We start from the raw sequence: 25,270 nt of genomic DNA on the forward strand, positions 1-25,270 counted from the left end.
AGTCCAAGCATGGGGCCGACGCATCAGCGGGGGTCCCATGCTTCTCAATCTTCGTCGCGTCGCGGCGGGTCTGATCTCCGTCCTGGCGCTGGGTTTCGCTGGGACCGCCCTGGCCGAGCCGGCGCTGTGGAAGATCCAGGACGCGGACTCCACCATCTATCTGTTCGGCACGATCCATGTGCTGAAGCCCAGCACGATCTGGCGCTCGCCCAGGATCGACAAGGCCCTGAAGGACAGCGGTGACCTGACCCTGGAGATCGTCGGCGCCGACGACCCCGCCGTGATGCAGCCGCTGGTGATGAAATACGGCCTGGATCCGAACCAGCCGCTGTCGGGCAAGATCGACGCGGCCGCCTTCCAGAAGGCCTCGGCCCTGGCCCAGGTGGGCGGCGTGCCGCCGCAACTGCTGAACGCCATGCGGCCCTGGCTGGCGGCGGTGCAGCTGTCGTTGATCCCCGTCATCAAGGCCGGCTACGATCCCAAGAGCGGCGTCGAGCCGATCCTGGCCGCCGAGGTCAAGGCCGCCGGCAAGCCGGAAGGCGCCTTCGAGACGCCGGAGCAGCAGATCCGCTTCTTCGCCGACCTGCCGGTCAAGACCGAGGTGGAGTTCCTGAGCTCGACCCTGGACGAGGCCGACGAGGGCGTCGGCAAGATCGACAAGATGGTCGCCGCCTGGGCCGCCGGCGACACCGCCGAGCTGGAGACCGAATTCGTCACCGAGATGAAGGGCCAGTACCCGGAGCTCTACGACCTCCTGATCACCAAGCGGAACCAGAACTGGGCCGGCCAGCTGAAGACCAAGCTCGCGGGCAAGGGTGTCAGCTTCGTGGCCGTCGGCTCGGGGCACCTGGTGGGGCCCGACAGCGTCCAGGTCCAGCTGGCCAAGCTGGGCGTCAAGGCCGAGCGGGTGGAGTAGGGGGAGGGACTTTGGAGCGGGCGGGGGGAATCGAACCCCCGACATCAAGCTTGGGAAGCTTGCGTTCTACCTCTGAACTACGCCCGCCAAAGGGACGCCCCGTTTAGCCTGGGACGTCCGCCTACTCAAGGCGCCTTCGCGAGGCCTAGGCTCCGCACTGGTCAAGATGACCAAATTGCGCCGCACAGTTCGTCTCCTTATCCGCGGTGACACGGATGGGGAGTCGATCGGCGCGTGGAAGTCCTGACGGAAATCTCTAAGCCGCCCCGGATGGTCTTCGGCGAGGTGACGATCGATGTCGAAAATCGTCGCGTGCGGGCCCCCGTGGGCGCCAGCAGCCTGGAGCCGAGGGTCTTCGACCTTCTGCTGACCCTGGTCGAGCGGCCGGGCCTGACCGCTTCGCGCGACCATCTGATCGAGACGGTGTGGGGCCGGGGTGACGGCTCCGACGGGGCCCTCAGCCAGGCCGTGTCCAAGCTGCGCCAGGTCCTGGGCGACGATGACCGCGCGCCGCGCTACATCGAGACGGTGCCCAGGCTCGGCTATCGTTGGATCTTCGAGGAGCCGCCCGAACGCCTGCGCCCGCCCGCCCCGCGCTGGGCGCTGGGACCGGCCTGGGTGGCCGGCGGCGCGGCTCTGGCGATGATGGTCGGCGGCCTGGGCGGGGTCGGCGCCTATGCCTGGGTCCGGGCGGAAGAGCCCGACCATTTCGAGATTCGCAAGATCCGCATGCAGCGCACGGCCGACGGTCGCTGCCTGAGGCAGGTTCAGGTCATTCGCGGCGTGGGCCGACCCACCGAGGCCGACCAGGCTCTGCCACGGCCTTCGTCGCCGGGTTGCGAGCCGCCGCCGATCTCGCGTGAGTTCGTCGAGCGCTAGGCGTGAAAAAGGCGGGCGTTGCAGCGCCCGCCTTCCTCGTCCGGCCTCGGCCTATCAGGCCTTGATGAAGGCCAGGATGTCGGGGTTGATCACGTCGGGATGGGTGGTGGCCATGCCGTGCGGGAAGCCCGGATAGGTCTTGAGCGTGCCCTTCTTCAGCAGCTTGATGCCCAGGCGGGCGCTGTCGTCGATCGGGACGATCTGGTCGTCCTCGCCGTGCATCAGGAACACCGGCACGTCGACCTTCTTCATGTCCTCGGTGAAGTCGGTCTCCGAGAAGGCCTTGATGCAGTCGTAGTGGGCCTTGGTTCCGCCCATCATGCCCTGGCGCCACCAGTTCTCGACCGTGGCTTGCGACACCTTCGCGCCCGGGCGGTTGAAGCCATAGAAGGGACCCGCCGCCACATCGTGGAAGAACTGGGCGCGGTTGGCGATCTGGGCGGCGCGGAAGCCGTCGAACACCTCGATCGGCAGACCGCCCGGATTGGCGGGGGTCTTCAGCATGATCGGCGGCACGGCGCCGATCAGCACGGCCTTGGCGACGCGGCCCGGCTTGGCGCGGGCGACGTAGTGGATCACCTCGCCGCCGCCGGTCGAGTGACCGACGTGGACGGCGTTCTTCAGGTCCAGGTGGTCGGTCAGGGTCGCGACGTCGGCGGCGTAGGTGTCCATCTCGTTGCCGGTGTCGGTCTGGGTCGAGCGGCCGTGGCCGCGGCGGTCATGGGCGATGACGCGGAAACCCTGGCCCAGGAAGAACATCATCTGATTGTCCCAGTCGTCCGCGCTCAGCGGCCAGCCGTGGTGGAACACGATCGGCTGGGCGGTCTTGGGGCCCCAGTCCTTGTAGAAGATCTGCGTGCCGTCCTTGGTGGTGATGAAACCGCTGCTCATGTTCGAAGCTCCTGGAGCGGCCGCCGCGACGGCCGGATTGGCGAGGGTGGGGAGGGCGGTCAGCGCACCGAGCGCCAGCCCGCCGGCAAGCACGCCGCGACGCGATGTTTCGATGGATTCGTTGGCGTCCATGGCTTTGCCCCTCGTGTGGAGACGCCCGCCTGGAGCGGCGCGCCGTCGTTCTGCGAGGCGGACATTGGCCCGGAGGGGCGGGGCGGGATTGGACGGCCTGGACGCGGTTTGAATGTTCATGAGGCTTGTCGGGCAATGCGTGCGCCCGAAATGCAAAACGCCGCCCGGGCGAACCGGGCGGCGTTCGAAAGCGTCTGGATTGGGAGCGCTTAGTTGCCTTGCGGCGGGTGGCCTTCCGGCGGCGGGCCGGGAGGCGGGCCGCCTTCCTGCGAGCGGCGGGCACGCATCTTTTCGAAGGCGACCTTCAGTTCGTCCAGGGTGAGCTTGCCGTCGTTGTTGGCGTCGATCATGGCGAAGCGGTCGGCCGGGCGACCCGTGGCGTCCCATTCGGCCTTGTCGACCACGCCGTCGCCATTGGCGTCCCAGCGCTTGAAGATGTCCTCGGGGGCCGGCATCTGGCGCGGCGGACCTTCTTGGGCCATGGCGACGCCGGCGGCGGCGAGAGCGGTGAGCGAGGCGAGCGCTACGGTGAGCGTGCGGCGCATGGGGGGTGTTTCCTTCCGGGTGATGTCCCTGTCTTGGTCATCGGCCGCGAATATTGCGAGGATGTTTCGAGATTGCGGCCGGACCGGGCCGCGAGCGCCTGGCCGGAACGCGTTCGACGCGACACGAAACTGTCATGCGTGGCCGATAGGCCGAACCTGTCAGATCCGAGGGCGAGAAGCGCCGTCGACGGCCCGACCTTGCGACGAGGCTTCGCCATTCGTGAGGCGGACCGCCAGCTTGCGAGGCGAGATATGAAAAAGCGGCTCAAGGGCTCGGTTCCGGAGCGTTCGCGGACCGCCCCGGTCCGGGCGGCCGAGACCGAGCTGGTCTGCTACGTGCACGAGGGCTGGAAGCCGCGGGTGGAACCGGCCTCGGCCAAGCGCGACTGGATGACCGCCACGCCCGAAAGCTTCGCCTATCGTTGCCTGCCGCTGGCGATCGCCAACGCCCACGGCTGGGTGATGCTGAGCCCGTGCGGCTTCTCCGCCCGCTGGCTGGGCGATGTCGGCACCCATTCGGTGGAGATCGTGCTGGACAAGGGCGCGGACCCCAAGCACGCCCCGGTCTCTCTGTTCGGCAGCGGCACGCTGACCTTCCACGTCGAAGGCATCATGCGCACGTCGGAGGGCTGGAACCTTTGGGTCGGCGGCCCGCCGAACGCCATGAAGGACGGCATCGCGCCGATGGGCGGCGTCATCGAGACCGACTGGTCGCCCTACACCTTCACGATGAACTGGCGCTTCACCCGGCCGGATCACTGGATCCGGTTCGAGGAGAACGAGCCGTTCTGCTTCTTCTTCCCCACGCCGCGCGGCGTGGTCGATGGCTTGAAGCCGGAGCTGCGTCCGATGGAGGACCTGCCCGAGCTTCTGGACTCCTATCATGAATGGAGCCGCTCGCGGGCGGCCTTCCAGGACTGGGTCAGGAGCAACAAACCCAAAAACCCGGCGGACCAGTGGCAGAAGCTCTACTATCGCGGTCTGCATCCCGACGGTCAGGCCGGGCCGGCCGACCATGAGTCGAAGATCCGGCTGGCCGAGTTCCGGCAGACGGGCTCGCGGCGGGTCTGTCCCGTCGGTCGCAAGGGCGCTCGCAAGCCCGACTGACGCGGCGCCGGTCGGAGGCTAGTGCTTGCCCCGGTCCCGGCCGAAGTTGGGTAGGGCGCTTTCCTGGCCGGCCGCCACGATGCCGCGCCGGATCGCCCGCGTGCGGGTGAAATGCGTATGCAAGGTGTCGGCGTCGCCCCAGCGGATCGCGCGGCTCATGGCCTGCAGGTCCTCGGTGAAGCGGCCCAGCATCTCGAGCACCGCGTCCTTGTTGGCCACGAAGATGTCGCGCCACATGGTCGGGTCGCTGGCGGCGATGCGGGTGAAGTCGCGGAAACCCGAGGCCGAGTACTTGATGACCTCGTTCTCGGTGACGTTCTCCAGGTCCGCCGCGCTGCCGACGATCGTGTAGGCGATCAGGTGGGGCAGGTGGGACACCACGGCCAAAACGAGGTCGTGGTGCTTCTCGTCCATCAGCTCGACCTGGGCCCCGAAGGCGCGCCAGAAGGCCGACAGCTTGGCGACCGCCTCGGCGTAATGTTCGTCATCGCTGTCGAGCGGCGTCAGGATCGTCCAGCGGCCTTCGAACAGTTCGGCGAAGCCTGAATCCGGGCCCGACTGCTCGGTGCCGGCGATCGGGTGGCCGGGGATGGCGTAGATCTTCGAGAGATCCTGGGCGCGGAAGGCCTCGGCGACATTGCCCTTGGTCGAGCCGACGTCGGTCAGGGTCGCGCCGGGCTTCATGGCCGGGATGATCTCGGCGGCCAGGCCGGGGATCGACAGCACCGGGGTGGCGATGACCACCAGGTCGGCGTCCTTCACCGCCTCGGCGATGTCGCCGGTGACATGCTCGGCGATGCCCAGTTCGACGACGCGGGCGCGGTTGGCCTCGCTCGCGTCGGCCGCGGTGACTTCACCGACGACGCCGTGCTGGCGCGCCGCGCGGATCACCGAGCCGCCGATCAGGCCGCAGCCGATGACGGTGAGCTTGGGATAGAGGAGATCGGGACTGGACATCTAGCGCGCCATGAACTCGCTCAGCAGGTCGACCACCGCTCGATTCTGCTCTTCCAGGCCGATGGTGATCCGGATGGCGTCGGGCAGGCCGTAGTTGGCCACCGCGCGGACCAGATAGCCCTTCGACGCCAGGAAGGCCTCGGCCTCGAGCGCGGTCTTGCCGGGCGTGGTCGGGAAGGTCGCCAGGACGAAGTTCGCCGCCGACGGCGTCACCTCCAGGCCCAGGCCGCCCAGCTGCTGGGCCAGCCAGGGTCGCCACCGCTCGACGAGCGCGAGCGAGCGGGCCTGGAAATCGTCGTCGAACAGGGCCGCCACGGCCGCTTCCTGGCCGGGGATCGAGGTGTTGAACGGCGGGCGGATGCGCTCGATCGGCTCGATGATGTGCGTCGGCGCATAGCCCCAGCCCACGCGCAGGGCGGCCAGGCCGTGCAGCTTCGAGAAGGTGCGCGTGACGATCACGTTCTCGGCGGTCCGGGCCAGGTCGAGGCCGTCCTCGAAGCGCGGATCGCTGCAGAATTCCGAATAGGCGCCGTCCAGCACCAGGATCACCGACGGCGGCAGGGCCGCGTGCAGGGCGCGGATCTCCTCGCCGGTCAGCCAGGTGCCGGTCGGGTTGGCGGGATTGGCGATGAACACCAGACGCGTGCGTTCGTCGACGCACTTGACCGTCTCGTCGATGTCGATGCGGTGGTTGATCTCTCTGGCCATCCGCACCTGCGCCTGGCAGGCGCGGGCCCCGATGGCGTAGGCGGCGAAGCCGTGCTCGCCCTGGACGATATTGTCGCCGGGTTCCAGATAGACCTGGCACAGCAGGGCGAAGATCTCGTCGCTGCCGTCGCCGAAGGTCAGGCGCTCGGGTTCCAGTTTGAAGCGCTCGGCCACGGCGGCGCGCAGGATATTGGCCTTGCCGTCCGGATAGATGTGCATCCGGTCGACGGCGTCGCGATAGGCCTGCTTGGCCTTGTCGCTGCTGCCCAGGATGTTCTCGTTGCTCGACAGCTTCACCGGATGGGCGACACCTTCGATCTTCGACTTGCCGCCGACATAGGCGTGGATGTCCATGATCCCGGGCTTGGGAACGGGACGGGGCGCGGCGAAGCGATCGGTGGGGACGGCGGTCATCGGATACTCAGTCTAGAGACGGGCGTCTCTTACACGTCGAACTGTTCGGGCGCAGCCCCGATGACGCCGGTCAGTTGACCCGGCGCGCGGGCCAGGCGCTCGTCGTCGGCCTGGAAGAAGCCCGAAAGCGAGAACAGCTTCAGGCCGCCGGCCTCGGCGACCTGCTCGGCGGCGACGCCGTCCTGGCTGAGCGCGTCGACGATGGCGGTCGTGGTCCTGGCGGAGTCGGTGACCCAGAAGGTCTGGTCGTGGCCGGTGGGCTCGACCTCGACCTCGGCCACGGCCAGGGCGGCTTGCGGTCCCCAGGTGGCCAGGCAGGGCAGGGCGGCGAACACCTTCAGCTTCGGCTCGGCCAGCAGGCGGCCCCACCAAGGCGTGTCGGACGCCAACGGCATGACGGCGACGCCCCACGGGGCGCGGGCCACGGCCAGGGCGTCCTGGGCGGTGGGAACAATCGACAGGCGCGGGGCGGTCCCGAACCGCAGGCGGGTCAGCTCGACGGCGCGGGCCGGTTCGCGGCCGCCGAACACGGCCAGCTGATAGGGACCCTGGCGCGCCAGGTTATCGGCCATGATCTCGCGCCAGATGCGGATGACCAGGGCGTTGGAGGCGCCGGTGCGGGGCGCGTCCAGAAGCTTGCGGACGATCTGGGCCTCGCGGCCGGGGCGCAGGCCAAAGCCCGTGTCGCCGGAGGCGCGCTTGGCGGCCGCGACGGCGCTGGCCAGACCGGCGCGCTCGTCGAGCAGCTTCAACAATTCACCGTCGATGGCGTCCAGTCGCCATCGGACCTCTTCGAGAGACGGTGTGGCGTCCGTCGCGTCGCTGCCCATGTTCTTCCCCGAAATTGGAGGGCGGACCATAGTCTTTGCCGCCGAACACGCAATAGCCAGCCCTGTTGGGGAAGAAAATTGCGCGCTCAGCGATCAGTGATCCATCATTCGGGTTCAGTACACCTTCGGTGCGGGGCCCGTATCGATCACGCCGAGGAAGGTGCGGCCGTTCTGGAACCTAAGGTCCGCCTCGATGACCGGCTCCTGGCCGGCGGCTTGGGCGACGGCGGCCAGAGCCTGTTCCGGCGTCTTGATCGGCTGGCCGGGGGTGGCGCGTTCCTTGAGCGCCACGCTCAGTGACCCGGTCACCGCGCCATCGGCGTCGACCGACAGCACGCCGGACTTGGCCTTGCCTTCCGCGTCGCCGGCCAGCAGCTGGCTCTGTTGAACGCTGATCTGGCCGCCGGCCGCGCTCCAGCGCTTGACGGCCGCCTCCCAGTTGCGGCCGCGCAGGTACGAGACGTGCGACAGGCGGGTCTCCAGGATCATCGAGGCGGTCTTGTCCTGGGCGATGCGACCCAGGAGGCCGGTAAAGGCGGTCTTGGCGCCGTCGGCCTTGAAGAAGATCGCGCCCTGGTCGTCGGGACCGCCGCGGGTGTGCAGCTGCATGTTGTGGGCCGAGACCAGCTGGAACGGCTTGGTCCCCGGGGCGGGGACGAAGGTCAGCTTGGCGCCCTCGACCGAGATGCGCGGCGGATACTCGGTGACATGCGAGATGCTGGCGCGCAGGGCCTGGCCGGTGATGGTCACGTCGCCGGCCTCGGGACGGGTCAGGACGACGCCTTGCGGCGCGACCAGCACCCAGTGGGTCAGGTCATAGATCTCGGCCTCGCCTTTCAGCACCGGCGCGCGGACGGCCCAGCCGGTCGGCTCGGCCATGCGGGCGTTGGTCAGGTCGACGTTCATGCGGAACGGGAAACCCGAGAAGGTGCGGGCGCTCCACGATAGGTCATAGCCGCGCGACTTCAGGTCGGCCGACTGGGCGTCCATCCGCTGCTCGGCCTGACCACGCAGCCAGAACCAGCCATAGCTCCAGCCGCCCGCGATGATGGCGGCGAGAATGAAAGGCGTGAACAGACGGCTGCGCCGAGCCTTCTGGGGGGCTTTGCGGGACGGGCGGGCGTCGGTATGGGTCATGTATAGGGCGCGTCCAGTCGGGATCGGGAATGGGTTTGGCAGGCGACGGCGAAGATCGCTGGGTGTTCGGATACGGATCGCTCATGTGGCGGCCCGGGTTCCCGTTCATAGACCGAAGAACGGCCGTGCTCCACGGTCGCCGGCGGGCCTTCTGCATCTATTCCGTCCACCATCGCGGCACCTACGAGCGGCCGGGCCTTGTGCTGGGCCTGGCTCCCGGCGGGGCGGTGCGCGGCATGGCCTACCGGGTGGCGGCTGGCGAATGGGAAGCGGTCTACGCCTATCTGCGCGAACGCGAGCAGCCGACCGAGACCTATTTCGAGACCTGGCGCGACGTGAAGATCGACAACGGGTCAGAGGGGGGCGAGAAGACGCCGGCGCTGGTCTTCCTGTCGGACATGAAGCACGCCCAGTGGGCCGGAGCCTTGACCCTGGAGCAGCAGGCCCAGCTGATCGCGGGCGCCAAGGGCCTGTCGGGCCGCAACATCGACTACCTCTCCGACCTCGTCCTGCACCTGCGCGAGGATGGGGTGCGCGACGGTACGATGGAGAAGCTGCTGAAGATGGTCGAGGCGATCGAGCCGGTCCGCTAGAGTCGTGGACCGAAATCCTCGTCCTTCGACAGGCTCAGGATGAGGATTTCTACTGGAACCGCCATCGACAATAGCCCTCATCCTGAGCTTGTCGAAGGACGAGGGCGGGAGCGCGGCGGTTAAATTCCGCTGTCCTCCAACGCCTTGGTCGCGGTGTCGATCCGGGTTTGCAGCTCGCGCATGAATTCGCCGCGCTTCAGGCCGGCGGGGATCGGCTCGAGGTAGTCGAAGACGATCGTGCCCGGCTTGACGACGAAGCCCTTGTTCCAGTGGCTGCCGCAGTTCAGGGCAAGCGGCGTGACCGGCATCTCCAGTTCGCGATAGAGCGCGGCGATGCCAGGCTTGTACTCGCCGGGCTGGCCGGGGAGGCCGCGGGTGCCTTCTGGGAAGATCACGATCTGGCGGCTTTCCGTCATGCGCTCGACGGAGTCGCGGACCAGCTTCTTCAACGCCGTCGAATGGCCGGCGCGGTCGACCACGATCATGCCCGCCTTCATCCCGTGCCAGCCGAACAGCGGCACCATCAGGAGTTCCTTCTTCATCACGAAGCAGGCGTCGGGCAGCAGGGCGAACTGGCTGAAGACGTCGAACATCGACTGGTGCTTGGCCGCGACCAGGGCCGCGTCCGTCGGACGCTGACCGCGTACCTCGACCCTGACATCGGCCAGCCAGCGCAGGCTCCAGATCAGGCCCTTGGCCCAGGTCTTCAGCGACCAGGTGTTGGCCTGCCGGGGCAGCGGATAGGTCACGATCATGCCCACGGCCCAGACGATGGACCACAGCCAGAAGAACAGCTGGAAGAGGAACGAACGCAGATAGATCAAGACGCTTCCTTCGCGGCCGGGGCGGCCTTTTCTTTCGGTCCCAGGCCTAGAAACGCTTCACGGCCCAGGATCGCCAGGTACTTGCAGTATTCCACGATCATCCGCCGGGCGCTGATGCTGGTCTTCCACCAGCGATGGGCGTTGAGATCGGTCTTGACCGGATAGGCATAGAGCTCGACGTTCGGCATGGCGGCCCGCAGCTCCAGCATCGAGCGCGGCATGTGATAGTCGGCCGTGACCACGATCAGGCTCTTATAGCCCTTGGACTTGGCCCACTCGGCCGTCTCGCGGGCGTTGCCGACGGTGTTGGCGGCGGCGAAGCCTAAGTCCACACAGCAGTCATAGATCGGCTTGACCGCCTTGGTCACCGTCTGGACATCGGCTCGGGTGGCTTCGCGGTTGACGCCGGAGATCAGCAGACGCTGGCCCTTGCCCTCCTCCAGCAACTTGGTGGCGGCTTCCAGGCGTAGGGTCGAGGCGCCGGTCAGGGCCACGACGCCGTCGGCGACCGGCGGCTCCTTGGCGGGGGTCGACTGGTCCACCCGGCCGGTGAAGGCCAGCAGGCCCAGGCCCCAGATCATCAGCGCGATCAGCAGCGCGGCGAGCGTCTTCATGACGTTTGGGTCTTCACGGCATCTCCCCCACGATGCGCGACGCCGCCAGGCGGGCCGAGAGCCCGGCGATCAGGGCCGCGACCACCGGAGCGGGCAGGGCGGCGACCAGATCGATCCAGGCCAAGGGCAGGACCGGCGCAACCCCCGCGCCGCCGCCGAAGTAGCGCGCAACGACGCCGATGATGGCCGCGCCCGCTCCGCCCAGCAAGCCCGCCAGCGCGCCCATGGTCGCGAAACGGTTCTGGAACAGGCTGGCGATGAAGCCCTGCTCGGCCCCGGAGAAGTGCAGCACCTCGATCACGTCGCGGCGGGCGGCCAGGCCCGCGCGGGTGGCGAAGGCGATGACGGCGGCCGTGGCGGCGGCGATCAGGGCGAAGACGCCCAGGGCCGCCAGGCGGGCCAGGTCGGCGGCGCGCTCGATGTCGGCGATCCAGCGGCTGTGGTCGTCGACCGTGGCGTCGATGCCGGCCGAGCGCAGGGCCTTGTCCAGCACCTGGGCGGTCGGCGGGGCCTTGGGATCGAGCTCGAGGGTGACGAGGCGCGGGGTCGGCAGGTCGTCGACCAGGGCCTCCTTGCCGATCCAGGGCGCGAGCAGGGCCTCGGCTTTTTCGCGCGGCAGGGCCTGGGCCTCGGCCACGCCCCTGACCCCGGCCAGGGTCTCGGCGGCGCGGGCCGCGGCGCTGTCGGGCGTCTCGTTGGCGCGGGCCCGGACCACCACGGTGGCGGAGTTGACCAGTTGCGAGGTCCAGCCGTGGGCGGCGCGGTTAGCGGCCAGGGCGGCGAAAGCGGTCAGGCAGGCCAGGAAGCACAGCACCGCCACCACGAACACCAAGGCCCCGTCACGGGCGTCGCGCGGCGGCAGCAGCGGGCCTGGCTTCCAGCGGGCGACTTGGAAGAACTCGCTCATGACTGACCTCCCACGTCGACCAGGCGACCGTGTTCGAGGTGCAGGGTCGGGCGGCCGGCGCGGGCCACCAGATCCTCGTCGTGGGTGGCGATCAGCACCGTGGTGCCCAGGCGGTTCAGCTCGACGAACAGGCGCAACAGGCGCAGCGACATGGCCGGGTCGACATTGCCGGTCGGCTCGTCGGCCAGCAGGACGTCGGGGCGATCGACGACCGCGCGGGCGATGGCCAGGCGCTGCTTCTCGCCGCCGGACAGGGTGGCGGGAAGCGCATGCATGCGTTCACCAAGTCCCACCCAGGTCAGCAGTTCGGCGACATCCTCGCGGTAGGTGGCCGGCTTGCGCTTGAGGATACGCAGGGGCAGGGCGGCGTTGTCGAATACCGACAGGTGCTCCAGCAGCCGGAATTCCTGGAACACCACCCCGATCCGGCGACGCAGGAATGGCAGGTCCGAGGTATGGGTGAGGCTGACATCGCGCCCGAAAAGCTCGACGCGACCCCGTGACGCACGGTGCGCCAGATAGATCAGCTTGAGGAGGGAGCTCTTGCCCGCGCCCGACGCGCCGGTCAGGAAATGGAACGAGCCTGGCCCTAAGGAAAAGCTGATATCCCTCAGGGTTTCCGGCGCGCGGCCGTAACGCATCGAGACGCCATCGAACCGGACCACCGGAAGGGCGTCATCGCCCTGTTCTGTGTCGATCCGCAAGGCGCGTCACTTGGGTTTCTGGACATCAGGGTTAAAATCAGCGACCCCCTTAAGGTATGTGGGGAGCGTTCGATTCGCGGCCATGATACTGACCTGTCCGGAGTGCGCCAGCCGCTATTTCGTCGACGACTCCAAGGTCGGCGCGGCTGGTCGCGTCGTGCGTTGCGCTTCGTGCGGCCATCGCTGGAACGCGCGCAACGAAACCGCTGACGACCTCTTCGACGAACCCGAAGCGCCGACGCTGGCCAGCCAGGCCGAGGGCGCCGAGCAGACCGCTGAAAACGTGGCCGAGGGCGCGGGGGCCGACGCCGAGGAACCGCCGGTCAGCGCCTTGCCGGGCGAGGAGCTTCCCAAGGTCTTCCGAGCTCGCGCCGACGCCGAGCGTCGCCTGCGCGAAGCCACCACCACCGGCGTCATCTGGGCCGGCATGGCCGCCGCCATGGCGGTGGTCGTGGTCGCCGCCCTGATCTTCCGCATCGACGTGGTCAAGATCCTGCCGGGCTCGGCCGGCGCCTACGCCGCCGTTGGCCTGCCGGTGAACACCATCGGCCTGGTGATTGACCGCGGCAGCATCAAGGCCCAGCCCGTGATGCTGGATGGCCACGCGGCCGTGACCATCACCGGCTCGATCCGCAATATCACCGAACATGAAGTGCTGGCCCCGCCACTGCGGGTCGAGCTGCTGAACAAGCAGGAAAAGCGCGTGGCCGGCCAGTTGGCCGCCGCCGTCGACGCCAAGATCCCCCCGGGCGAGGTGCGCCACTTCTCGATCACCTTTATGAACCCGCCGCGGACGGCCAAGGATCTGCAGATCGGTTTCGCGACCGAAGCCGGCGCGGCCAAGGCGGTGAAGGCGGCGCTCCACAAGCCCGAAGGCCACGGCGGCGAGCCTCAATTGGACCTGCGCGGCGCTCAAGACGCCCCCGTCGAACACGAAGCGGCTGGACAGGAACCCCCAGTACATGAGAGCGGGGACGAAACTCCTCCCCCAGCAGACTCTCATGAACCCGCCCACCATGAATGACACCAAACAGCCCGAAGTCCTGATCTCGGAAGCCGAGATCGCCGAGCGGGTTCGGAAGCTGGCGGAAGCCATCGCGCCGCGCATCGACAACGACACCGTCGTGATCTGCTTGCTGACCGGCGGCCTCTGGTTCGCCGCCGACCTCACACGCGCCCTCTACAAGGCCGGCCGCGACGTGCGGTTCGACGCCCTGTGGCTGGCCTCCTATCACGACGAGCGCAAGAGCACGGGCCGCTGCGAGGTCCGCGCCGACCTGCAACGCCCGCTGGTCGGCCGCCGCGCCCTGGTGGTCGACGATGTGTTCGACACGGGCCTGTCGCTGTCGGAAGCCGCCCGTCTGGTCAAGGACGCCGGGGCCAGCGAAGTGCTGACCGCCGTCTTCGCCCGCAAGCCCTGGCCCAAGGATCGCGGCATGGAGCCCGACTTCGTCGCCTGGGAAGCGCCCGCGCGCTACCTGGTCGGCTACGGCCTCGACGACGAGGGCAAGAGCCGCGGCCTGCCGTACATCGGCGCTCTGGACTAGAGGCCCTTAGGCCGCGCGCTGCGGGCGCGCCGCCGGCTTTTTGTCGATCTCGAACAGGTCGACCCGTTTGGCCAGTTCCTGCGTCTCGTTGTGCAGCGCATGGGCGGCGGCGGTGGTCTCCTCGACCATGGCCGCGTTCTGCTGCACGACCCGGTCCATCTCGCCCATCGTCGCGTTGACCTCGCCCAGGCCCAGGGCCTGATCGTGGGCGGAGGCGGCGATGGCCTTGACCTGAGCGTCGATCTCGGCGACGCGGGCGATGATCCGCTGCAGCGCCTCGCGGGTGCGGCCCACGCGCTCGACGCCGGCGCTGACCTGTTGGCCCGAGACGTTGATCAGGTCCTTGATCTCCTTGGCCGCGCTCGCCGAGCGTTGGGCCAGGGCTCGAACTTCCTGGGCCACGACCGCGAAACCGCGCCCGGCCTCGCCCGCGCGCGCGGCCTCGACGCCGGCGTTCAGCGCCAGGAGGTTGGTCTGGAAGGCGATCTCGTCGATCACGCCGATGATCTTGCCGATCTGGCCGGACGAGGTTTCGATCAGGGTCATGGCCTCGACGGCCTCGCTGACCACGGGATCCGAGCTTTCGGCTTCCTGGCGGGCCGAGGCCGCCGCGGCGTTGGCCTGGCTGGCGCTGTCGGCGGTGCTGCTGACCGCGACGGTGATCTCGCCCAGGGCGGCCGTGGTCTGAACCAGGCTGGCGGCCTGGTGCTCGGTGCGACGGGCCAGTTCGTCGGAGGCGCGCGACATGTCCGCGACGCCGGCGGTCATGCTGGCGGCGTTGCCGGCGATCTCGCGCATGGCGGCCTGCAGGCGCGACAGAGCGTCGTTATAGTCGGCGCGGAGCGGCTCGTAGCGGGCGGCGAAGGCGTGTTCCAGCCGCCAGGTCAGGTTGCCGCGCGACAGGTGACCCAGCGCCGTGGCCAGTTCCTCGACGACCTGGGTCTGCTCGGCTTCCAGCGCGGCCTTCTGGCGAGCCTGTTCGGCATTGGCCATATCACGAGCGTTGCGCTGGGCCTCGGCCTCGGCGTTGGCGGCGTCGGCGCGCGAAGCCGCGTCCAGCGCCTTGTCGGTACGAGCGGTGACGGTGACGAACAGCCGCGACACGCCGGCGGTCAGCCAGATCAGCGACCAGGAGGTGGCGAGGGTGACGCCGGCGTCGAAGGCCAGGCGCAGGGGCGTGACCTCGCCGCTCATGAGGACGTGTGGAGCGATCGCGGCCATGGACAGCTCGATCCCCACCACGGTGGCCGCGCCCACGGCGACGGCGCGCCAGTCGCCATAGGCGACGAGCAGGGCCAGGGCGGCGAGGTAGGCCATGCGGGCGTCGGCTTGAAGGGGATGGCCGGAAAAAGCGGCGATGAACAGGCTGACCTGGCCCATCAAGGTCAACGCGGTCGAGATTCGCTGAGCGGCGTTGTCGCGCCAGATCGCCCAGCCGCCCCAGGCCAGGGCCGCCAGCAGCACCGAGCCGCCAGCCAGCGGCGGGACCGGGCGACCCGTCATCATCGCGGCGGCCGGGGTGATCAGCACCAGCGCCCCAATACAGGCCAGCACCAGATAACCGCCGAGCTTCCGTTGAGCTTCGATACTGTCGAATTCAATCAGGTTGCCCACCGCCGAGCTCCACTGTTCCCCGAGACTGGACCACTGTTACGGCGCCGATGGTTAATCCCTTGTGGCGGTAGGGCTATTTTTTGAGGCTTCCGTAAGACTACCTAGACCCAGTCCGGGATGAGGTCGCGCGCCAGCATTTCCTCATAGGTCGGGCGCTTGCGGATCACCGCGTAGCGGTCGCCATCGACCAGAACCTCAGGGACCAGCGGCCGGGTGTTGTACTCGCTGGCCATGGCCGAGCCATAGGCGCCGGCCGACATGAAGGCCACCAGATCCCCCGCGCCGAACGGCGGCAGGGCGCGATCGCGGGTGAAGGTGTCGCCCGTCTCGCAGATCGGGCCGACCACGTCATAGACCGTCTCGGTCCCTTGCTGGTCCTTGGCGCGCTTGATCACCGGCCGAATGTCATGGAAGGCGTCGTACATGGCCGGACGGATCAGGTCGTTCATGGCCGCGTCGATGACCAGGAACTTGCGGCCTTCCGGACGCTCGTGGACATGGATCACCTCCGAGACCAGCACGCCGGCGTTGGCGGCGATGACCCGGCCGGGTTCGAAGGCCAGCTTGACGGGAAGGCCCTTGGTGACCTCGCCGACCATCGCGCCGAACTCCGCCGGCGAGGGCGGCGCGGGGCTGTTGAAATATGGCACGCCCAGGCCGCCGCCCAGGTCCAGGCGCTCGACCGACAGGCCTTCACCCAGCAGTTGTTCGACCAGGCCCCGCATCTTGGCGAAGGCCGCGCGCATGGGCGTCAGGTCGGTGATCTGGCTGCCGATGTGGCAGGCCACGCCGATGGGCTCGAGATTGGCGTTGTTGCTGGCGTTGGCGTAGAGGCGCGCCGCCTCGGCGAACGAGACGCCGAACTTGTTCTCGGACTTGCCGGTGGCGATCTTGGCGTGACCGCCGGCCGCGACGTCGGGATTGACCCGGAAGGCGATCTTGGCGCGGACGCCCAGCTCGGCCGCGACCTGAGCGATCAGGTTCATCTCCGGCTCGGATTCGACGTTGATCTCGGCGACGCCGACCTTGAGAGCGAACGCGATCTCGCGACGGGTCTTGCCGACGCCGGAGAAGACGATGCGCTCGGCCGGGATGCCGGCGGCCAGAGCGCGGCGGACCTCGCCCTCCGAGACCGTATCGGCCCCGGCGCCCAGATCGCCCAGAACCTTCAGCACCGCGACGTTGGAATTGGCCTTCACGGCGTAGGCGACCAGCGGGTCGACCACGCCGCCGGCGATCAGGGCGTCGCGGAACACGGTGAAGTGCCGCTCCAGCGTGGCGCGGCTGTAGACATAGACGGGCGTGCCGACCTCGGCCGCGATCCTGGCCAGGGGCACGCCTTCACAGGCCAGGCCCTCGGGGCCGTACTCGAAGTGGTTCAACGGAATCTCTTACCTGGGCGTGGCGCCGGGGAAGCCGGCTTGCGAGGGGCCGCCGAACGGATCGTTGGTGCCCGGCAGCGGCGCTTCGCGAATGGTGCGGTTGCTGGAGGCCGGGTCTCGGATCTCCTGGGCGCCGCCGGCGCGGGCCGGCTGATTGGCCTGGGCCGAGGCGGCGCGGCGTTCGGCTTCCCAGGCGGCCTTCTTGGCCGGGTCCCACATCGGCGCGGGACGCTCCAGGGCGCCTTGCTTGCCGCAGGCGGCGGCCGTGAGCGCCATGGCGGTCAGGGCGAGCAGGGTGACGGGGCGCCCAAAGTTCTTCTTAAAGGGGGTCATGCGAGGACTTCCTTCCAACGCGCGATCTGGGCGCGGACCTGGGCGGGGGCGGTCCCACCGTAGCTCATGCGGCTGGCCGCCGAGGCGGCCGGGGTCAGAACGGCGTAGACGTCCTGGGTGATCCGGGGCTCGATCGCCTGGAACTGCTCCAAGCTAAGATCGGCCAGATCGACGCCAAGCCCTTCGGCCGTCTTCACGGCGGAGCCTGTCACGTGGTGGGCGTCGCGGAAAGGCATGTTCAGCGTCCGCACCAGCCAATCGGCCAGATCGGTGGCGGTCGAGAAGCCCGCGCCAGCCGCCTTGGCCATGGTCTCGGTGTTCGGGGTCAGGTCGGCGACCATGCCGGCCATGGCCAGCAGGCTGAGTTCCAGGGCGTCGAAGGCCTCGAAGGTCGGGACCTTGTCTTCCTGCATGTCCTTCGAATAGGCCAGCGGCAGACCCTTCATGACCACGGTCAGGGTGGTCAGCGAGCCCAGGATGCGGCCGACCTTGGCGCGGATCAGCTCGGCGGCGTCGGGGTTCTTCTTCTGCGGCATGATCGAGCTGCCGGTCGTGAAGGCGTCGGTCAGCTTGATGAAGCCGAACATCGGCGTCGTCCACAGCACGATCTCCTCGGCCAGGCGCGACAGGTGCGTGGCGGTGATCGAGGCGGCCGACAGGGCTTCCAGGGCGAAGTCGCGGGCCGAGACGCTGTCCAGCGAGTTGGCGGTCGGGCGGTCGAAGCCCAGGGCCGCCGCCGTCTGGTGGCGGTCGATCGGGAAGGGCGAGCCGGCCAGGGCCGCCGCGCCCAGCGGGCACTCGTTCATGCGGGCGCGGGCGTCGCGGAAGCGGCTGGCGTCGCGACCGAACATCTCGACATAGGCCATCAGGTGGTGGCCGAAGGTGACCGGCTGGGCCGGCTGCAGGTGAGTGAAGCCCGGCATCAGGGCGTCGGCATAAACCTCGGCCTGAGCCAGCAGGGCCTTTTGCAGGGCCTCCAATTGAGCGGCCGAGCGGTCGGCGGCGTCGCGGACCCACAGGCGGAAGTCGACGGCGACCTGGTCGTTGCGCGAGCGGGCGGTGTGCAGCCGGCCGGCGGTCGCGCCGATCAGCTCGCGCAGCCGCGCCTCGATATTCATGTGGATGTCTTCGTACTCGTCGCGGAACGGGAAGACCCCGGCCGTGATCTCGCCCTCGATGGCGTCGAGGCCTTTGAGGATTTCCTCGCCGTCGGCGCTTGCAATCACACCTTGGCTGATCAACATCCGGGCGTGGGCGCGGGAGCCTGCCAGGTCCTGCGCCCAGAGGCGCTTGTCGAAGCCGATGGAGACGTTGATCGCCTGCATCAGTTCCGCCGGCTTGGCCGAGAACCGACCGCCCCACATGGCTTGGCCCTGGCCCTTGTCGGCCTTGGGCGTATCGGAGGCGTTGTCGGTCATATGAGCGAAGTCCAATCGGAGGCGGCGGCCAAGAAGCGCAACCCTGTGAGGCTGGCGCTGGGTGGCGTCGTCCTCGTCGGCGTGGCGGCGGTTCTATACGTCATCGCCAGTGCTTCGTTCAAACCCCATGGGCCTGCCGACCTCACAGAATTCAAGAAGGGGACGCTGGAAAAGCTCGACGTGCCCGCCACGCCGCGTCCCGCGCCCGACACGGTGTTCACCAGCCTGGACGGCAAGCCCGCCACTCTGGCCGACTTCAAGGGCCGCGTGGTGGTCATGAACCTGTGGGCGACCTGGTGCGCGCCGTGCAAGGCCGAGATGCCGACCCTGGCCAAGCTGCAGTCCGTCTACGCGACCCAGCCGGTCACCGTGCTGCCGATCAGCGTCGACCGCGATAGCGACCTGAACCTGGTCAACGAGGAGATGGCCGCCAATCCGCCGCTGAAGACCTATCGCGATCCGGGCTACAAGCTCTCGTTCGCGCTGGAGCCCAAGGCGGCCGGCTATCCGACGACGATCATTTACGACCGCCAGGGCCGTGAGCGCGCCCGCATGGCCGGTCCGGCCGACTGGTCCAGCCCGGAAGCGCGCGGAATCGTCGAGAAGCTCCTGGCCGAGAAGTGATCGATCCGGCGCTTCTAGAACCCCTGGCCGACGACGCCTGGCCGGCCCGCGAGCGGGCGCGGCTGGGTGGGTGGCGGCTGAACGCCTCGTCCGGCCAGTCGATGCGGATCAACGCCTGCTGGCCGTTGGCGGCGCCGGATCGCGATCCGGAAGCGGCGCTGGATGCGGTCGAGGCCTGGTTCGTCGAACGCGGCCTGCCGCCGCGCTTCAAGTTGACCGATGGTGTCGTGGCGCCGGCCGACCTGGCCGAGCGTCTGGCGGCCCGAGGCTACGCGGCGTGCAAGGCGACCCTAGTGATGCTGGGTCAGACCAGTGGGGAAGGCGACGATGGCGTCCGCCTGTCGGACACGCCGGACGCCACCTTCGAAGCCGTGTTCACCGCCACGGCCGGTAACCCGGAGGATGGTCGCGAACGGCTGGAGGCGCTTGGCCGTATCCCTCCGCCGGCCCGCTTCGCGCGGCTGGACATCGACGGCGTCCCGGCGGCGATCGGGGCCAGCGCCAGCGCCATCGGCGGCGGCTATGCCGGGATCTTCGGCATGCGCACCGTCCCCGACCATCGCCGCAAGGGTCTGGCCCGCCGAGTGCTGCGCGCCCTGCTGGCCGAGGCGAAGGATCTGGGCGCCGACCGCGCCTGGCTGCAGGTCGAGGCCGACAACGCGCCAGCCATCGCCCTCTATGCCGACGAGGGTTTCACGCCAGGGTATCGCTACCGCTACTGGGTTCGCTGAAGGCAGCGCGATGCTCCGCCTGGCGTCGCCTAAGTGGGGTAGACTAGTTTACAAAACAAACTTGTTGATCCATGGTGTGGCCATCTTCAAGGGGGAAACCGAAGCCATGCACGCGCCCCTCAGCGCCTCCGAGAGATCGACGCTCGTCCAGATCGGCGGTCGCAACGCGGCCATCGGCGCCTTGCGCGCCTTCGTCACCCTGCTGGTGATCGCCCACCACGCGGTGCTGACCTATCACCCGTACGCGCCGGCCCCGAAGGCGTTCGACGCCCAGCCGATTCTCTGGACGGCTTTCCCGGTGGCAGACCCGCAGAAGTTTGGCGGCTGGAGCCTCGTTACCCTGGTCAACGACCTCTTCTTCATGTCGCTGATGTTCTTCATTTCGGGCCTGTTCGTCGCCGATGGCCTGCGGGCCAAGGGGGCAGGCGGCTACCTTAGGAGCCGGGCCTTGCGCCTGGGCGTCCCGTTCGTCCTCGCCGTCGGCCTGCTGGCCCCGCTGGCCTATTTCCCGGCCTGGCTGCAGTCGGGCGGCGCGCCGTCGTTCACCCCCTTCGCCGAGGCCTGGACGCGCCTGCCGTTTTGGCCCAGCGGCCCGGCCTGGTTCCTGTGGGTGCTGCTGGCGTTCGGCGGGCTGTTCGCGGCGGTCTACGCGATGTGGCCTGGCGTCACCGACGTCCTCGGTCGCGCGGCGAAAGGCGCGGACGCCAAGCCAGGTCGGTTCTTCTGCGGCTTGGCGGCGGTAAGCCTGATGGCCTATCTGCCGTTGGTCATGACAACCCCGTTCGGTCATTGGACAATGGTCGGACCGTTCGTGGTCCAGACGGCCCGCATCGGCCACTACTTCGTCTACTTCCTGGCCGGGATCGCGGTCGGCGCCGCAGGCGTGGGACATGGCCTGACGGATCCCGAGGGGAAGCTCGCCAAGCGCTGGCAGCTCTGGCAGCTGGCCCCGATCCTGCCGATCGTCGGGGCGGTGGCGACCATGATCATCGCCTTCTCGCCGAACCCTCCGCCCAGGCCGCTGCTGGATTCGTTCGGCGGGCTGATGTTCTGTCTGTCCTGCGCCACGCTGTCGTTCGCGGCGCTGGCGACCTTCCTGCGCTTCGTCCGCGAGACGGGGCCCATCGGTCGGAGCCTGCAAGCCAACGCCTACGGCATGTACCTGACCCACTACGTCTTCACCGCCTGGCTGGGGTGGCTGATGCTGCCGCAGGCCTGGGGCGGCTTCGCCAAGGGGTGCGTCGCGTTCGGCGGGGCCGTCGTGCTCAGCTGGCTGACCACCATGGTCCTGCGCCGCATGCCGCTGTTGGGACGAATCCTGTGAGCCGTCATGATGCAGCGCTGAAGGGGATCGGCATGAACGACAAGCTCAAGAGCGCCCAGGACGATCTGGCCTTCCTGCGCGGCCTCGCCGAGGGCGGCAACGAGCGCGGCGGGCTTGGCGTGGCCGGGGGCGCGCTCTATGGCTCGGCGGGCGTGCTCTACGGCGTCCAGACCCTGAGCTATTTCGTCCAGGAAAAGGGCCTCCTGACCCTGGGGGCGACGGGGAACATCGTGATGGCCTGGGCGCCGACGGTGATCTTCCTGATCCTGATGACTATCGTCATCGTCATCGACCGCAAGAACCCCCAGCGCGGCGTCACCAACCGCGCCGTCAACGCCGCCTTCGCGGGCACGGGCATCGCCAATCTGGCGCTGGTGGTGGTCTTCGCCTCGGCCGCCGCGCGCAACCACGACTTCCGCTACTGGCTGTTCCATCCGGCCGTGGTGTTCATCCTGCAGGGCGCGGTCTGGTACGTGAGTTTCGTATTGCGCAAGCGGGCGTGGATGGCGCTGGTGGCGATCGGTTGGCTGGTGTCGGGCGTCGCCATGGGAATGCTGATCCATCGCGCGGACCTCTATCTGGCGATCGCGACCTTCGGCCTGTTCGCCTTCATGGGGGCCCCCGGCTTCTTCATGATGCGCCAGGCCCTGCGGCCAGGCGCCTGAGACGATCGTGGCGCCCAGGTTCGACATTAGCGGGCTGGACGACGTCATCCATGGCCGCGTGCGGCTGGGGATCGTCGCCTACCTGGCCAGCGCCGAGGTCGCCGACTTCACCGAGCTGAAGGACGTCCTGGAGGTCACCCAGGGCAATCTGTCGATCCACCTGCGCAAGCTGGAGGAGGCCGGATACGTCTCGATCGACAAGAGCTTCGTCGGCCGCAAGCCCCTGACCCGCGTGCGCCTGACCGAGACCGGGAGAGCGGCCTTTTCGAACTATCTGAAGGCGATGGGCCAGCTGGTCGAGCAGGCCGGGGGCGGGGCCTAAAAGCCGAGTTCGGCCCGCAGCTCGGCCGCGCTCATGCCCGCGGCCCTGAGTTCCCGCAGAGTCTGGGCCCTGTCGCGCTTGGCGTAGCGTTTGCCGTCCGGGCCGAGCAGCAGGCCGTGATGGCGGTAGGTCGGCGTCGCGTAGCCCAGCAGGGCCTGCAGCAGGCGCTGGATGTGGGCGGCCTCGAACAGGTCGACGCCTCGGATCACGTGGGTGACGCCTTGCAGGGCGTCGTCGTGGACCACGGCCAGGTGATAGGCGACGCCGACGTCCTTGCGGGCCAGGACGATGTCGCCGGCGGTTTCCGGGCGAGCCTGGATGACGCCGGTCTCGCCGTCGGGGCCCGCGCCCTCCTCGACGAAGGTCAGGCCCTCGAAGCCACCGAGCGCGTCACGCGCCGCCGCCAGCGACAGCCGCCAGGCGAAGGCCTCGCCGCGTTCGAGGCGCTTGGCTTCCTCGTCGGCGGGCAGGGGGGCGCCGACATATGGAACCGCCGGCGCGTGCGGGGCGCGACCGATGTCGATCTCCTTGCGCGTCTTGAAGCAGCGATAGACCAGGCCGCGTTCGCGCAAGGTCTCGATCGCGGCGTGGTAGTCGGTCAGATGCTCGGACTGCCGGCGGACGGGCGTTTCCCACTCCAGGCCCAGCCAGGCCAGGTCCTCGAAGATGGCCGCGTCGTATTCCGGCCGGCAGCGGGTGGCGTCGATGTCCTCGATGCGCAGCAGGAAGCGGCCGCCGGCCTCTTGCGCGGCGCGATAGGCCGTCAGCGCCGAGAACGCGTGGCCGCGATGCAGAAGGCCCGTCGGCGACGGGGCGAACCGGGTGACGAAGGTCACGCTCGCTCTCAGTCCCAATTCAGCCTTGAGGGGGCGTGGTGAACTTCGCGAACATGCCAAGGTGCTCGAACACGGCGCGCAGGAAGGCCTCCTCGCCGCCCAGTTGCGCCTTCAGCGTGGTGAATTGCTTGAAGCCGATCATCTCCGCCAGACCGTGACCGGCGCACCAGGCCGCGATGGTCGCCAGCTCCAGGTCGATGTCGCTGACGTGACCGCCGCTGTTTTCGTTGATGGTGTCACGGACCTGGCAATAGGCGCCGTCGTCCTTCAACTGGTCGGGCAGGGCGTCCTTGTCGCGCGAGCGGTCGTACATCACGCGATAGAGCGCCGGGTTGTCGCGGGCGAAGCAGACATAGGCCACGCCCAGATTGCTTATCCGCGCGCGAGCGTCGTCGGTCGAGGCGCGAGCCGCGGACAGGGCCACGTCCAGCTCATGCCAGCCCTCGTGGGCGACGGTCTCCAGCAACTGGGCCTTGTCCTTGAAGTGATGATAGGGCGCGGCGGGGCTGACCCCGGCCTCGCGCGCCACGGCTCGCAGCGACAAGGCCGCCGGACCCTCTGTTTCGAGGATCTTGCGGGCGGCGTCGATCAGGGCGCGGCTCAGGTCGCCATGGTGATACGGACGGGATTCGGCGGTCGCGGTGGTCATGGGTCCTCACTGTAACAGCACCTTTTCAGATTTTCATCCAAACACTGTATAGATTATCTTGACGTCGTTCAGATTGGTGCTATCTAAGCATCGTCCAGATTGGCTCGGCGCAGGCTTGGCCAGAGCCCATCGGGGGTAGGACAAGGCATTGAGGGACATCCCATGCAACGTACGCTCGCCGCTTTTGAAAACGCTTTCGACCGTCTGGCCGCCGGCTATTTCCTCGTCATCGCTCTTGGCGTCGCCGCCGCTGTCGCAGGCGTTGTTCTCTAATAAAGACTGATGGCCCGCTGTCGGCGGGCTTGCCTCAGAGCGCCCGCCGCCGCGTTCGGCTTGAAGCTTTGCTGTCGCGGAGCTAACCAGAACCGGACGCGTTAGGCCTTCCGACGCCGTTTCATTCGTGTGCGTCGCAGGCTTTCTCCATGATCCAAGACATCGTCCGATGAGCGTCGCCTTCACCAAGGAAGGCGACAGCGAGGCCTTCGCGGCCGATCTGCCCGATCGCCCCATCTCCACCCATCCCAATCTCGTCACGCCGGAAGGCCTGGCCCAGATCGAGGCCGAGCTGGCCTCGGCGCGCGCCGCCTATAGCGCGGCCCAGAGCGCCGGCGGGGCGGCCGATGGCGATCGCACCGCCATGGCGCGCGCCACCCGCGATCTGCGCTACTGGTCGGCTCGCCGCGCCACCGCCCAGCTGATGGAGCGCGACCCGGACAAGACCGCCGTGCAGTTCGGCGACCGCGTGACCTTCGAGCGCGAGGACGGTCGCGTGCAGACCTTCCGCATCGTCGGCGAGGACGAAGCCGACCCGACCCAGGGCTCGGTGTCCTATGTCGCCCCGATCGCCCGGGCGTTGCTCGGGAAGGTCGTCGGCGACGTCTCCCCCGCGCCCGGCGGCGAGGTCGAGATCACCAGCATCGGATAGTTCAGCAAGTTCCGGATTGTCAGCGGCCGCGGGGCGGGGTCCCTTGAGGCCGATGTTCGTTCCACCGACCGCCGACGCCCTGCTCGAAGCCCGCCGGCGCCTGGCCGCCGCCGACCCGGCGCTGGCCGCCCTGGAAGCCGTTACGCCGCCCTTCGAATGGCGCGTGAGCACGGGCGGTTTTCCGGGTCTGCTGAAGATGGTCGTGCAGCAGCAGGTGTCGCTGGCCTCGGCCGCCGCCATCTGGGCGCGGGTCGAGGCGGGCCTGCCCGAGATGACTCCCGACGCGGTGATGGGCCACGAGGACGCCTATCTGCTGTCGCTGGGCCTTTCGCGGCCCAAGGCTCGCTATGTCCGCGCCATAGCCCACGCCCACCTGGCCGGGACGTGCGACTTCGACGCCCTGCCGGGCCTGTCCGACGAGGAGGCGATCGCGGCGCTGACGGCGATCACCGGCATCGGCCGCTGGACCGCCGAGGTCTATCTGATGTTCACCCAAGGGCGGCTGGACATGTTCCCTGGCGGCGACATCGCCCTGCAGGAGGCCATGCGCTGGGCCGACCGGTCCGAGGTCCGGCCCAACGAGAAGCAGGCCTATGCCCGCGCCGAACTCTGGCGGCCCTATCGCGGCGTCGCCGCCCATCTGCTTTGGGCCTGCTACGGCGCCGTGAAACGACGCGAGATCGCGCCTTTCTGAGCCCTGTCGGCGAGATGTCTTGGTTCTGTCGCTGACATGGCCCATCCT

At 68.6% G+C, this 25,270-nt stretch carries 30 protein-coding genes, 1 tRNA gene and 1 pseudogene; 15 read left to right on the top strand and 17 right to left on the bottom strand.

The features are described 5' to 3' along the window. The first annotated feature begins 37 nt into the window (after window positions 1-37). Window positions 38-916 carry a TraB/GumN family protein gene (locus tag AC07R7_RS10350; RefSeq protein WP_494635083.1) on the top strand — a complete coding sequence of 293 codons (879 nt, stop codon included), beginning with the start codon at window positions 38-40 and terminating at the stop codon, window positions 914-916. Window positions 917-928: 12 nt separating this feature from the next. Here the strand turns inward: AC07R7_RS10350 and AC07R7_RS10355 are convergent. Then, window positions 929-1,003, bottom strand: a tRNA-Gly gene (locus AC07R7_RS10355). Window positions 1,004-1,150: 147 nt separating this feature from the next. Here AC07R7_RS10355 and AC07R7_RS10360 point away from each other — a divergent pair. Continuing rightward, window positions 1,151-1,795, top strand: a complete 645-nt coding sequence (locus AC07R7_RS10360; protein WP_494635084.1) for a winged helix-turn-helix domain-containing protein — start codon at window positions 1,151-1,153, stop codon at window positions 1,793-1,795. A gap of 54 nt (window positions 1,796-1,849) precedes the next feature. On the opposite strand, the gene AC07R7_RS10365 is transcribed toward AC07R7_RS10360, so the two are convergent. Then, on the bottom strand, window positions 1,850-2,686 hold the full coding sequence (locus AC07R7_RS10365) for an alpha/beta fold hydrolase (RefSeq protein ID WP_494635230.1): 837 nt from the start codon (window positions 2,684-2,686) through the stop codon (window positions 1,850-1,852). Between the two features lie 341 nt (window positions 2,687-3,027). Continuing rightward, window positions 3,028-3,363 carry an EF-hand domain-containing protein gene (locus tag AC07R7_RS10370; protein WP_494635085.1) on the bottom strand — a complete coding sequence of 112 codons (336 nt, stop codon included), beginning with the start codon at window positions 3,361-3,363 and terminating at the stop codon, window positions 3,028-3,030. A 252-nt stretch (window positions 3,364-3,615) separates the two neighbouring features. On the opposite strand from AC07R7_RS10370, the gene AC07R7_RS10375 reads away from it, so the two are divergent. Then, window positions 3,616-4,470 carry a DUF6065 family protein gene (locus tag AC07R7_RS10375; protein ID WP_492840003.1) on the top strand — a complete coding sequence of 285 codons (855 nt, stop codon included), beginning with the start codon at window positions 3,616-3,618 and terminating at the stop codon, window positions 4,468-4,470. An 18-nt stretch (window positions 4,471-4,488) separates the two neighbouring features. On the opposite strand, the gene AC07R7_RS10380 is transcribed toward AC07R7_RS10375, so the two are convergent. The 4 genes from AC07R7_RS10380 to AC07R7_RS10395 all read right to left on the bottom strand — a co-directional run bounded on the left by AC07R7_RS10380 (window position 4,489) and on the right by AC07R7_RS10395 (window position 8,516). Next, window positions 4,489-5,427, bottom strand: coding sequence for a prephenate/arogenate dehydrogenase family protein (locus AC07R7_RS10380; RefSeq protein WP_494635087.1), 939 nt, complete (start codon window positions 5,425-5,427; stop codon window positions 4,489-4,491). Further along, the gene (hisC, locus tag AC07R7_RS10385) at window positions 5,428-6,549 is read right to left on the bottom strand and encodes a histidinol-phosphate transaminase (protein ID WP_494635088.1); all 1,122 of its coding nucleotides are present in this window, start codon (window positions 6,547-6,549) and stop codon (window positions 5,428-5,430) included. 29 nt (window positions 6,550-6,578) lie between these two features. Next, a complete protein-coding gene (locus AC07R7_RS10390) occupies window positions 6,579-7,379 on the bottom strand; it encodes a chorismate mutase (RefSeq protein ID WP_494635089.1) in 801 nt (266 codons plus the stop codon). 114 nt (window positions 7,380-7,493) lie between these two features. Further along, window positions 7,494-8,516 carry a DUF2125 domain-containing protein gene (locus AC07R7_RS10395; RefSeq protein WP_494635090.1) on the bottom strand — a complete coding sequence of 341 codons (1,023 nt, stop codon included), beginning with the start codon at window positions 8,514-8,516 and terminating at the stop codon, window positions 7,494-7,496. A 29-nt stretch (window positions 8,517-8,545) separates the two neighbouring features. On the opposite strand from AC07R7_RS10395, the gene AC07R7_RS10400 reads away from it, so the two are divergent. Together AC07R7_RS10400 and AC07R7_RS10405 are read left to right on the top strand one after the other, a co-directional pair. Then, the gene (locus AC07R7_RS10400) at window positions 8,546-9,109 is read left to right on the top strand and encodes a gamma-glutamylcyclotransferase (RefSeq protein WP_494635091.1); all 564 of its coding nucleotides are present in this window, start codon (window positions 8,546-8,548) and stop codon (window positions 9,107-9,109) included. A 14-nt stretch (window positions 9,110-9,123) separates the two neighbouring features. After that, a pseudogene (locus tag AC07R7_RS10405) lies at window positions 9,124-9,217 on the top strand (hypothetical protein); the annotation flags it as partial. 11 nt (window positions 9,218-9,228) lie between these two features. Here the strand turns inward: AC07R7_RS10405 and AC07R7_RS10410 are convergent. Genes AC07R7_RS10410 through ftsE form a run of 4 tightly spaced genes read right to left on the bottom strand, consistent with a single transcriptional unit; the run spans window position 9,229 to window position 12,158 of the window. Further along, window positions 9,229-9,933: a lysophospholipid acyltransferase family protein gene (locus tag AC07R7_RS10410; RefSeq protein ID WP_492887921.1), complete on the bottom strand. Its 705-nt coding sequence runs from the start codon at window positions 9,931-9,933 to the stop codon at window positions 9,229-9,231. Beyond that, window positions 9,930-10,547, bottom strand: a complete 618-nt coding sequence (locus AC07R7_RS10415) for a YdcF family protein (protein ID WP_492840010.1) — start codon at window positions 10,545-10,547, stop codon at window positions 9,930-9,932. Before AC07R7_RS10415 ends, AC07R7_RS10410 begins: the two co-directional genes overlap by 4 nt. Before the next feature lie 13 nt (window positions 10,548-10,560). Further along, a complete protein-coding gene (locus AC07R7_RS10420) occupies window positions 10,561-11,454 on the bottom strand; it encodes a cell division protein FtsX (protein ID WP_494635092.1) in 894 nt (297 codons plus the stop codon). Beyond that, window positions 11,451-12,158 (bottom strand): cell division ATP-binding protein FtsE, encoded by a 708-nt coding sequence (ftsE, locus tag AC07R7_RS10425; RefSeq protein WP_494635093.1) that lies wholly within the window; start codon window positions 12,156-12,158, stop codon window positions 11,451-11,453. The genes AC07R7_RS10420 and ftsE overlap by 4 nt, the downstream gene beginning before the upstream one ends. Window positions 12,159-12,216: 58 nt before the next feature. Here ftsE and AC07R7_RS10430 point away from each other — a divergent pair, with 58 nt between their 5' ends. Together AC07R7_RS10430 and AC07R7_RS10435 are read left to right on the top strand one after the other, a co-directional pair. Beyond that, entirely contained in the window at window positions 12,217-13,182 is a 966-nt protein-coding gene (locus AC07R7_RS10430) for an MJ0042-type zinc finger domain-containing protein (protein WP_494635094.1), read from the top strand. Continuing rightward, window positions 13,121-13,705, top strand: coding sequence for a phosphoribosyltransferase (locus AC07R7_RS10435; protein WP_494635095.1), 585 nt, complete (start codon window positions 13,121-13,123; stop codon window positions 13,703-13,705). The genes AC07R7_RS10430 and AC07R7_RS10435 overlap by 62 nt, the downstream gene beginning before the upstream one ends. Before the next feature lie 6 nt (window positions 13,706-13,711). On the opposite strand, the gene AC07R7_RS10440 is transcribed toward AC07R7_RS10435, so the two are convergent. The 4 genes from AC07R7_RS10440 to argH all read right to left on the bottom strand — a co-directional run bounded on the left by AC07R7_RS10440 (window position 13,712) and on the right by argH (window position 18,452). Further along, window positions 13,712-15,310 (bottom strand): methyl-accepting chemotaxis protein, encoded by a 1,599-nt coding sequence (locus AC07R7_RS10440; protein WP_494635231.1) that lies wholly within the window; start codon window positions 15,308-15,310, stop codon window positions 13,712-13,714. Window positions 15,311-15,420: 110 nt separating this feature from the next. Then, window positions 15,421-16,701, bottom strand: a complete 1,281-nt coding sequence (lysA, locus tag AC07R7_RS10445) for a diaminopimelate decarboxylase (RefSeq protein WP_492887925.1) — start codon at window positions 16,699-16,701, stop codon at window positions 15,421-15,423. 9 nt (window positions 16,702-16,710) lie between these two features. Further along, window positions 16,711-17,034 (bottom strand): hypothetical protein, encoded by a 324-nt coding sequence (locus AC07R7_RS10450; RefSeq protein ID WP_492887926.1) that lies wholly within the window; start codon window positions 17,032-17,034, stop codon window positions 16,711-16,713. Next, on the bottom strand, window positions 17,031-18,452 hold the full coding sequence (gene argH, locus AC07R7_RS10455; protein WP_494635096.1) for an argininosuccinate lyase: 1,422 nt from the start codon (window positions 18,450-18,452) through the stop codon (window positions 17,031-17,033). Before argH ends, AC07R7_RS10450 begins: the two co-directional genes overlap by 4 nt. Here argH and AC07R7_RS10460 point away from each other — a divergent pair, their 5' ends adjacent. The 5 genes from AC07R7_RS10460 (at window position 18,453) to AC07R7_RS10480 (ending at window position 22,118) form a co-directional block, all read left to right on the top strand. Then, window positions 18,453-19,076 carry a TlpA family protein disulfide reductase gene (locus AC07R7_RS10460; RefSeq protein WP_494635097.1) on the top strand — a complete coding sequence of 208 codons (624 nt, stop codon included), beginning with the start codon at window positions 18,453-18,455 and terminating at the stop codon, window positions 19,074-19,076. After that, complete coding sequence (locus tag AC07R7_RS10465) at window positions 19,073-19,807, top strand: GNAT family N-acetyltransferase (protein WP_494635098.1); 735 nt, start codon at window positions 19,073-19,075, stop codon at window positions 19,805-19,807. The genes AC07R7_RS10460 and AC07R7_RS10465 overlap by 4 nt, the downstream gene beginning before the upstream one ends. A 106-nt stretch (window positions 19,808-19,913) precedes the next feature. Then, window positions 19,914-21,131 carry an acyltransferase family protein gene (locus AC07R7_RS10470; RefSeq protein ID WP_494635099.1) on the top strand — a complete coding sequence of 406 codons (1,218 nt, stop codon included), beginning with the start codon at window positions 19,914-19,916 and terminating at the stop codon, window positions 21,129-21,131. Between the two features lie 32 nt (window positions 21,132-21,163). Then, a complete protein-coding gene (locus AC07R7_RS10475) occupies window positions 21,164-21,796 on the top strand; it encodes a hypothetical protein (RefSeq protein ID WP_492887931.1) in 633 nt (210 codons plus the stop codon). Window positions 21,797-21,803: 7 nt separating this feature from the next. Further along, the gene (locus AC07R7_RS10480) at window positions 21,804-22,118 is read left to right on the top strand and encodes a winged helix-turn-helix domain-containing protein (RefSeq protein ID WP_492887932.1); all 315 of its coding nucleotides are present in this window, start codon (window positions 21,804-21,806) and stop codon (window positions 22,116-22,118) included. On the opposite strand, the gene gluQRS is transcribed toward AC07R7_RS10480, so the two are convergent. Both gluQRS and AC07R7_RS10490 read right to left on the bottom strand, forming a co-directional pair. Then, window positions 22,115-22,954, bottom strand: coding sequence for a tRNA glutamyl-Q(34) synthetase GluQRS (gluQRS, locus tag AC07R7_RS10485; RefSeq protein WP_494635100.1), 840 nt, complete (start codon window positions 22,952-22,954; stop codon window positions 22,115-22,117). The genes AC07R7_RS10480 and gluQRS overlap by 4 nt on opposite strands. Before the next feature lie 19 nt (window positions 22,955-22,973). Beyond that, window positions 22,974-23,603 (bottom strand): TetR/AcrR family transcriptional regulator, encoded by a 630-nt coding sequence (locus AC07R7_RS10490; protein WP_494635101.1) that lies wholly within the window; start codon window positions 23,601-23,603, stop codon window positions 22,974-22,976. Between the two features lie 162 nt (window positions 23,604-23,765). On the opposite strand from AC07R7_RS10490, the gene AC07R7_RS10495 reads away from it, so the two are divergent. From AC07R7_RS10495 to AC07R7_RS10505, 3 genes are all read left to right on the top strand, one after another. Beyond that, the gene (locus AC07R7_RS10495; protein ID WP_492103908.1) at window positions 23,766-23,876 is read left to right on the top strand and encodes a hypothetical protein; all 111 of its coding nucleotides are present in this window, start codon (window positions 23,766-23,768) and stop codon (window positions 23,874-23,876) included. A 169-nt stretch (window positions 23,877-24,045) separates the two neighbouring features. After that, entirely contained in the window at window positions 24,046-24,528 is a 483-nt protein-coding gene (greA, locus tag AC07R7_RS10500) for a transcription elongation factor GreA (RefSeq protein WP_494635102.1), read from the top strand. Between the two features lie 52 nt (window positions 24,529-24,580). Then, window positions 24,581-25,222 carry a DNA-3-methyladenine glycosylase family protein gene (locus tag AC07R7_RS10505; protein ID WP_492887936.1) on the top strand — a complete coding sequence of 214 codons (642 nt, stop codon included), beginning with the start codon at window positions 24,581-24,583 and terminating at the stop codon, window positions 25,220-25,222. Window positions 25,223-25,270: the final 48 nt, after the last annotated feature.

It is taken from the genome of Caulobacter sp. GW821-FHT05F04 (assembly GCF_059419665.1).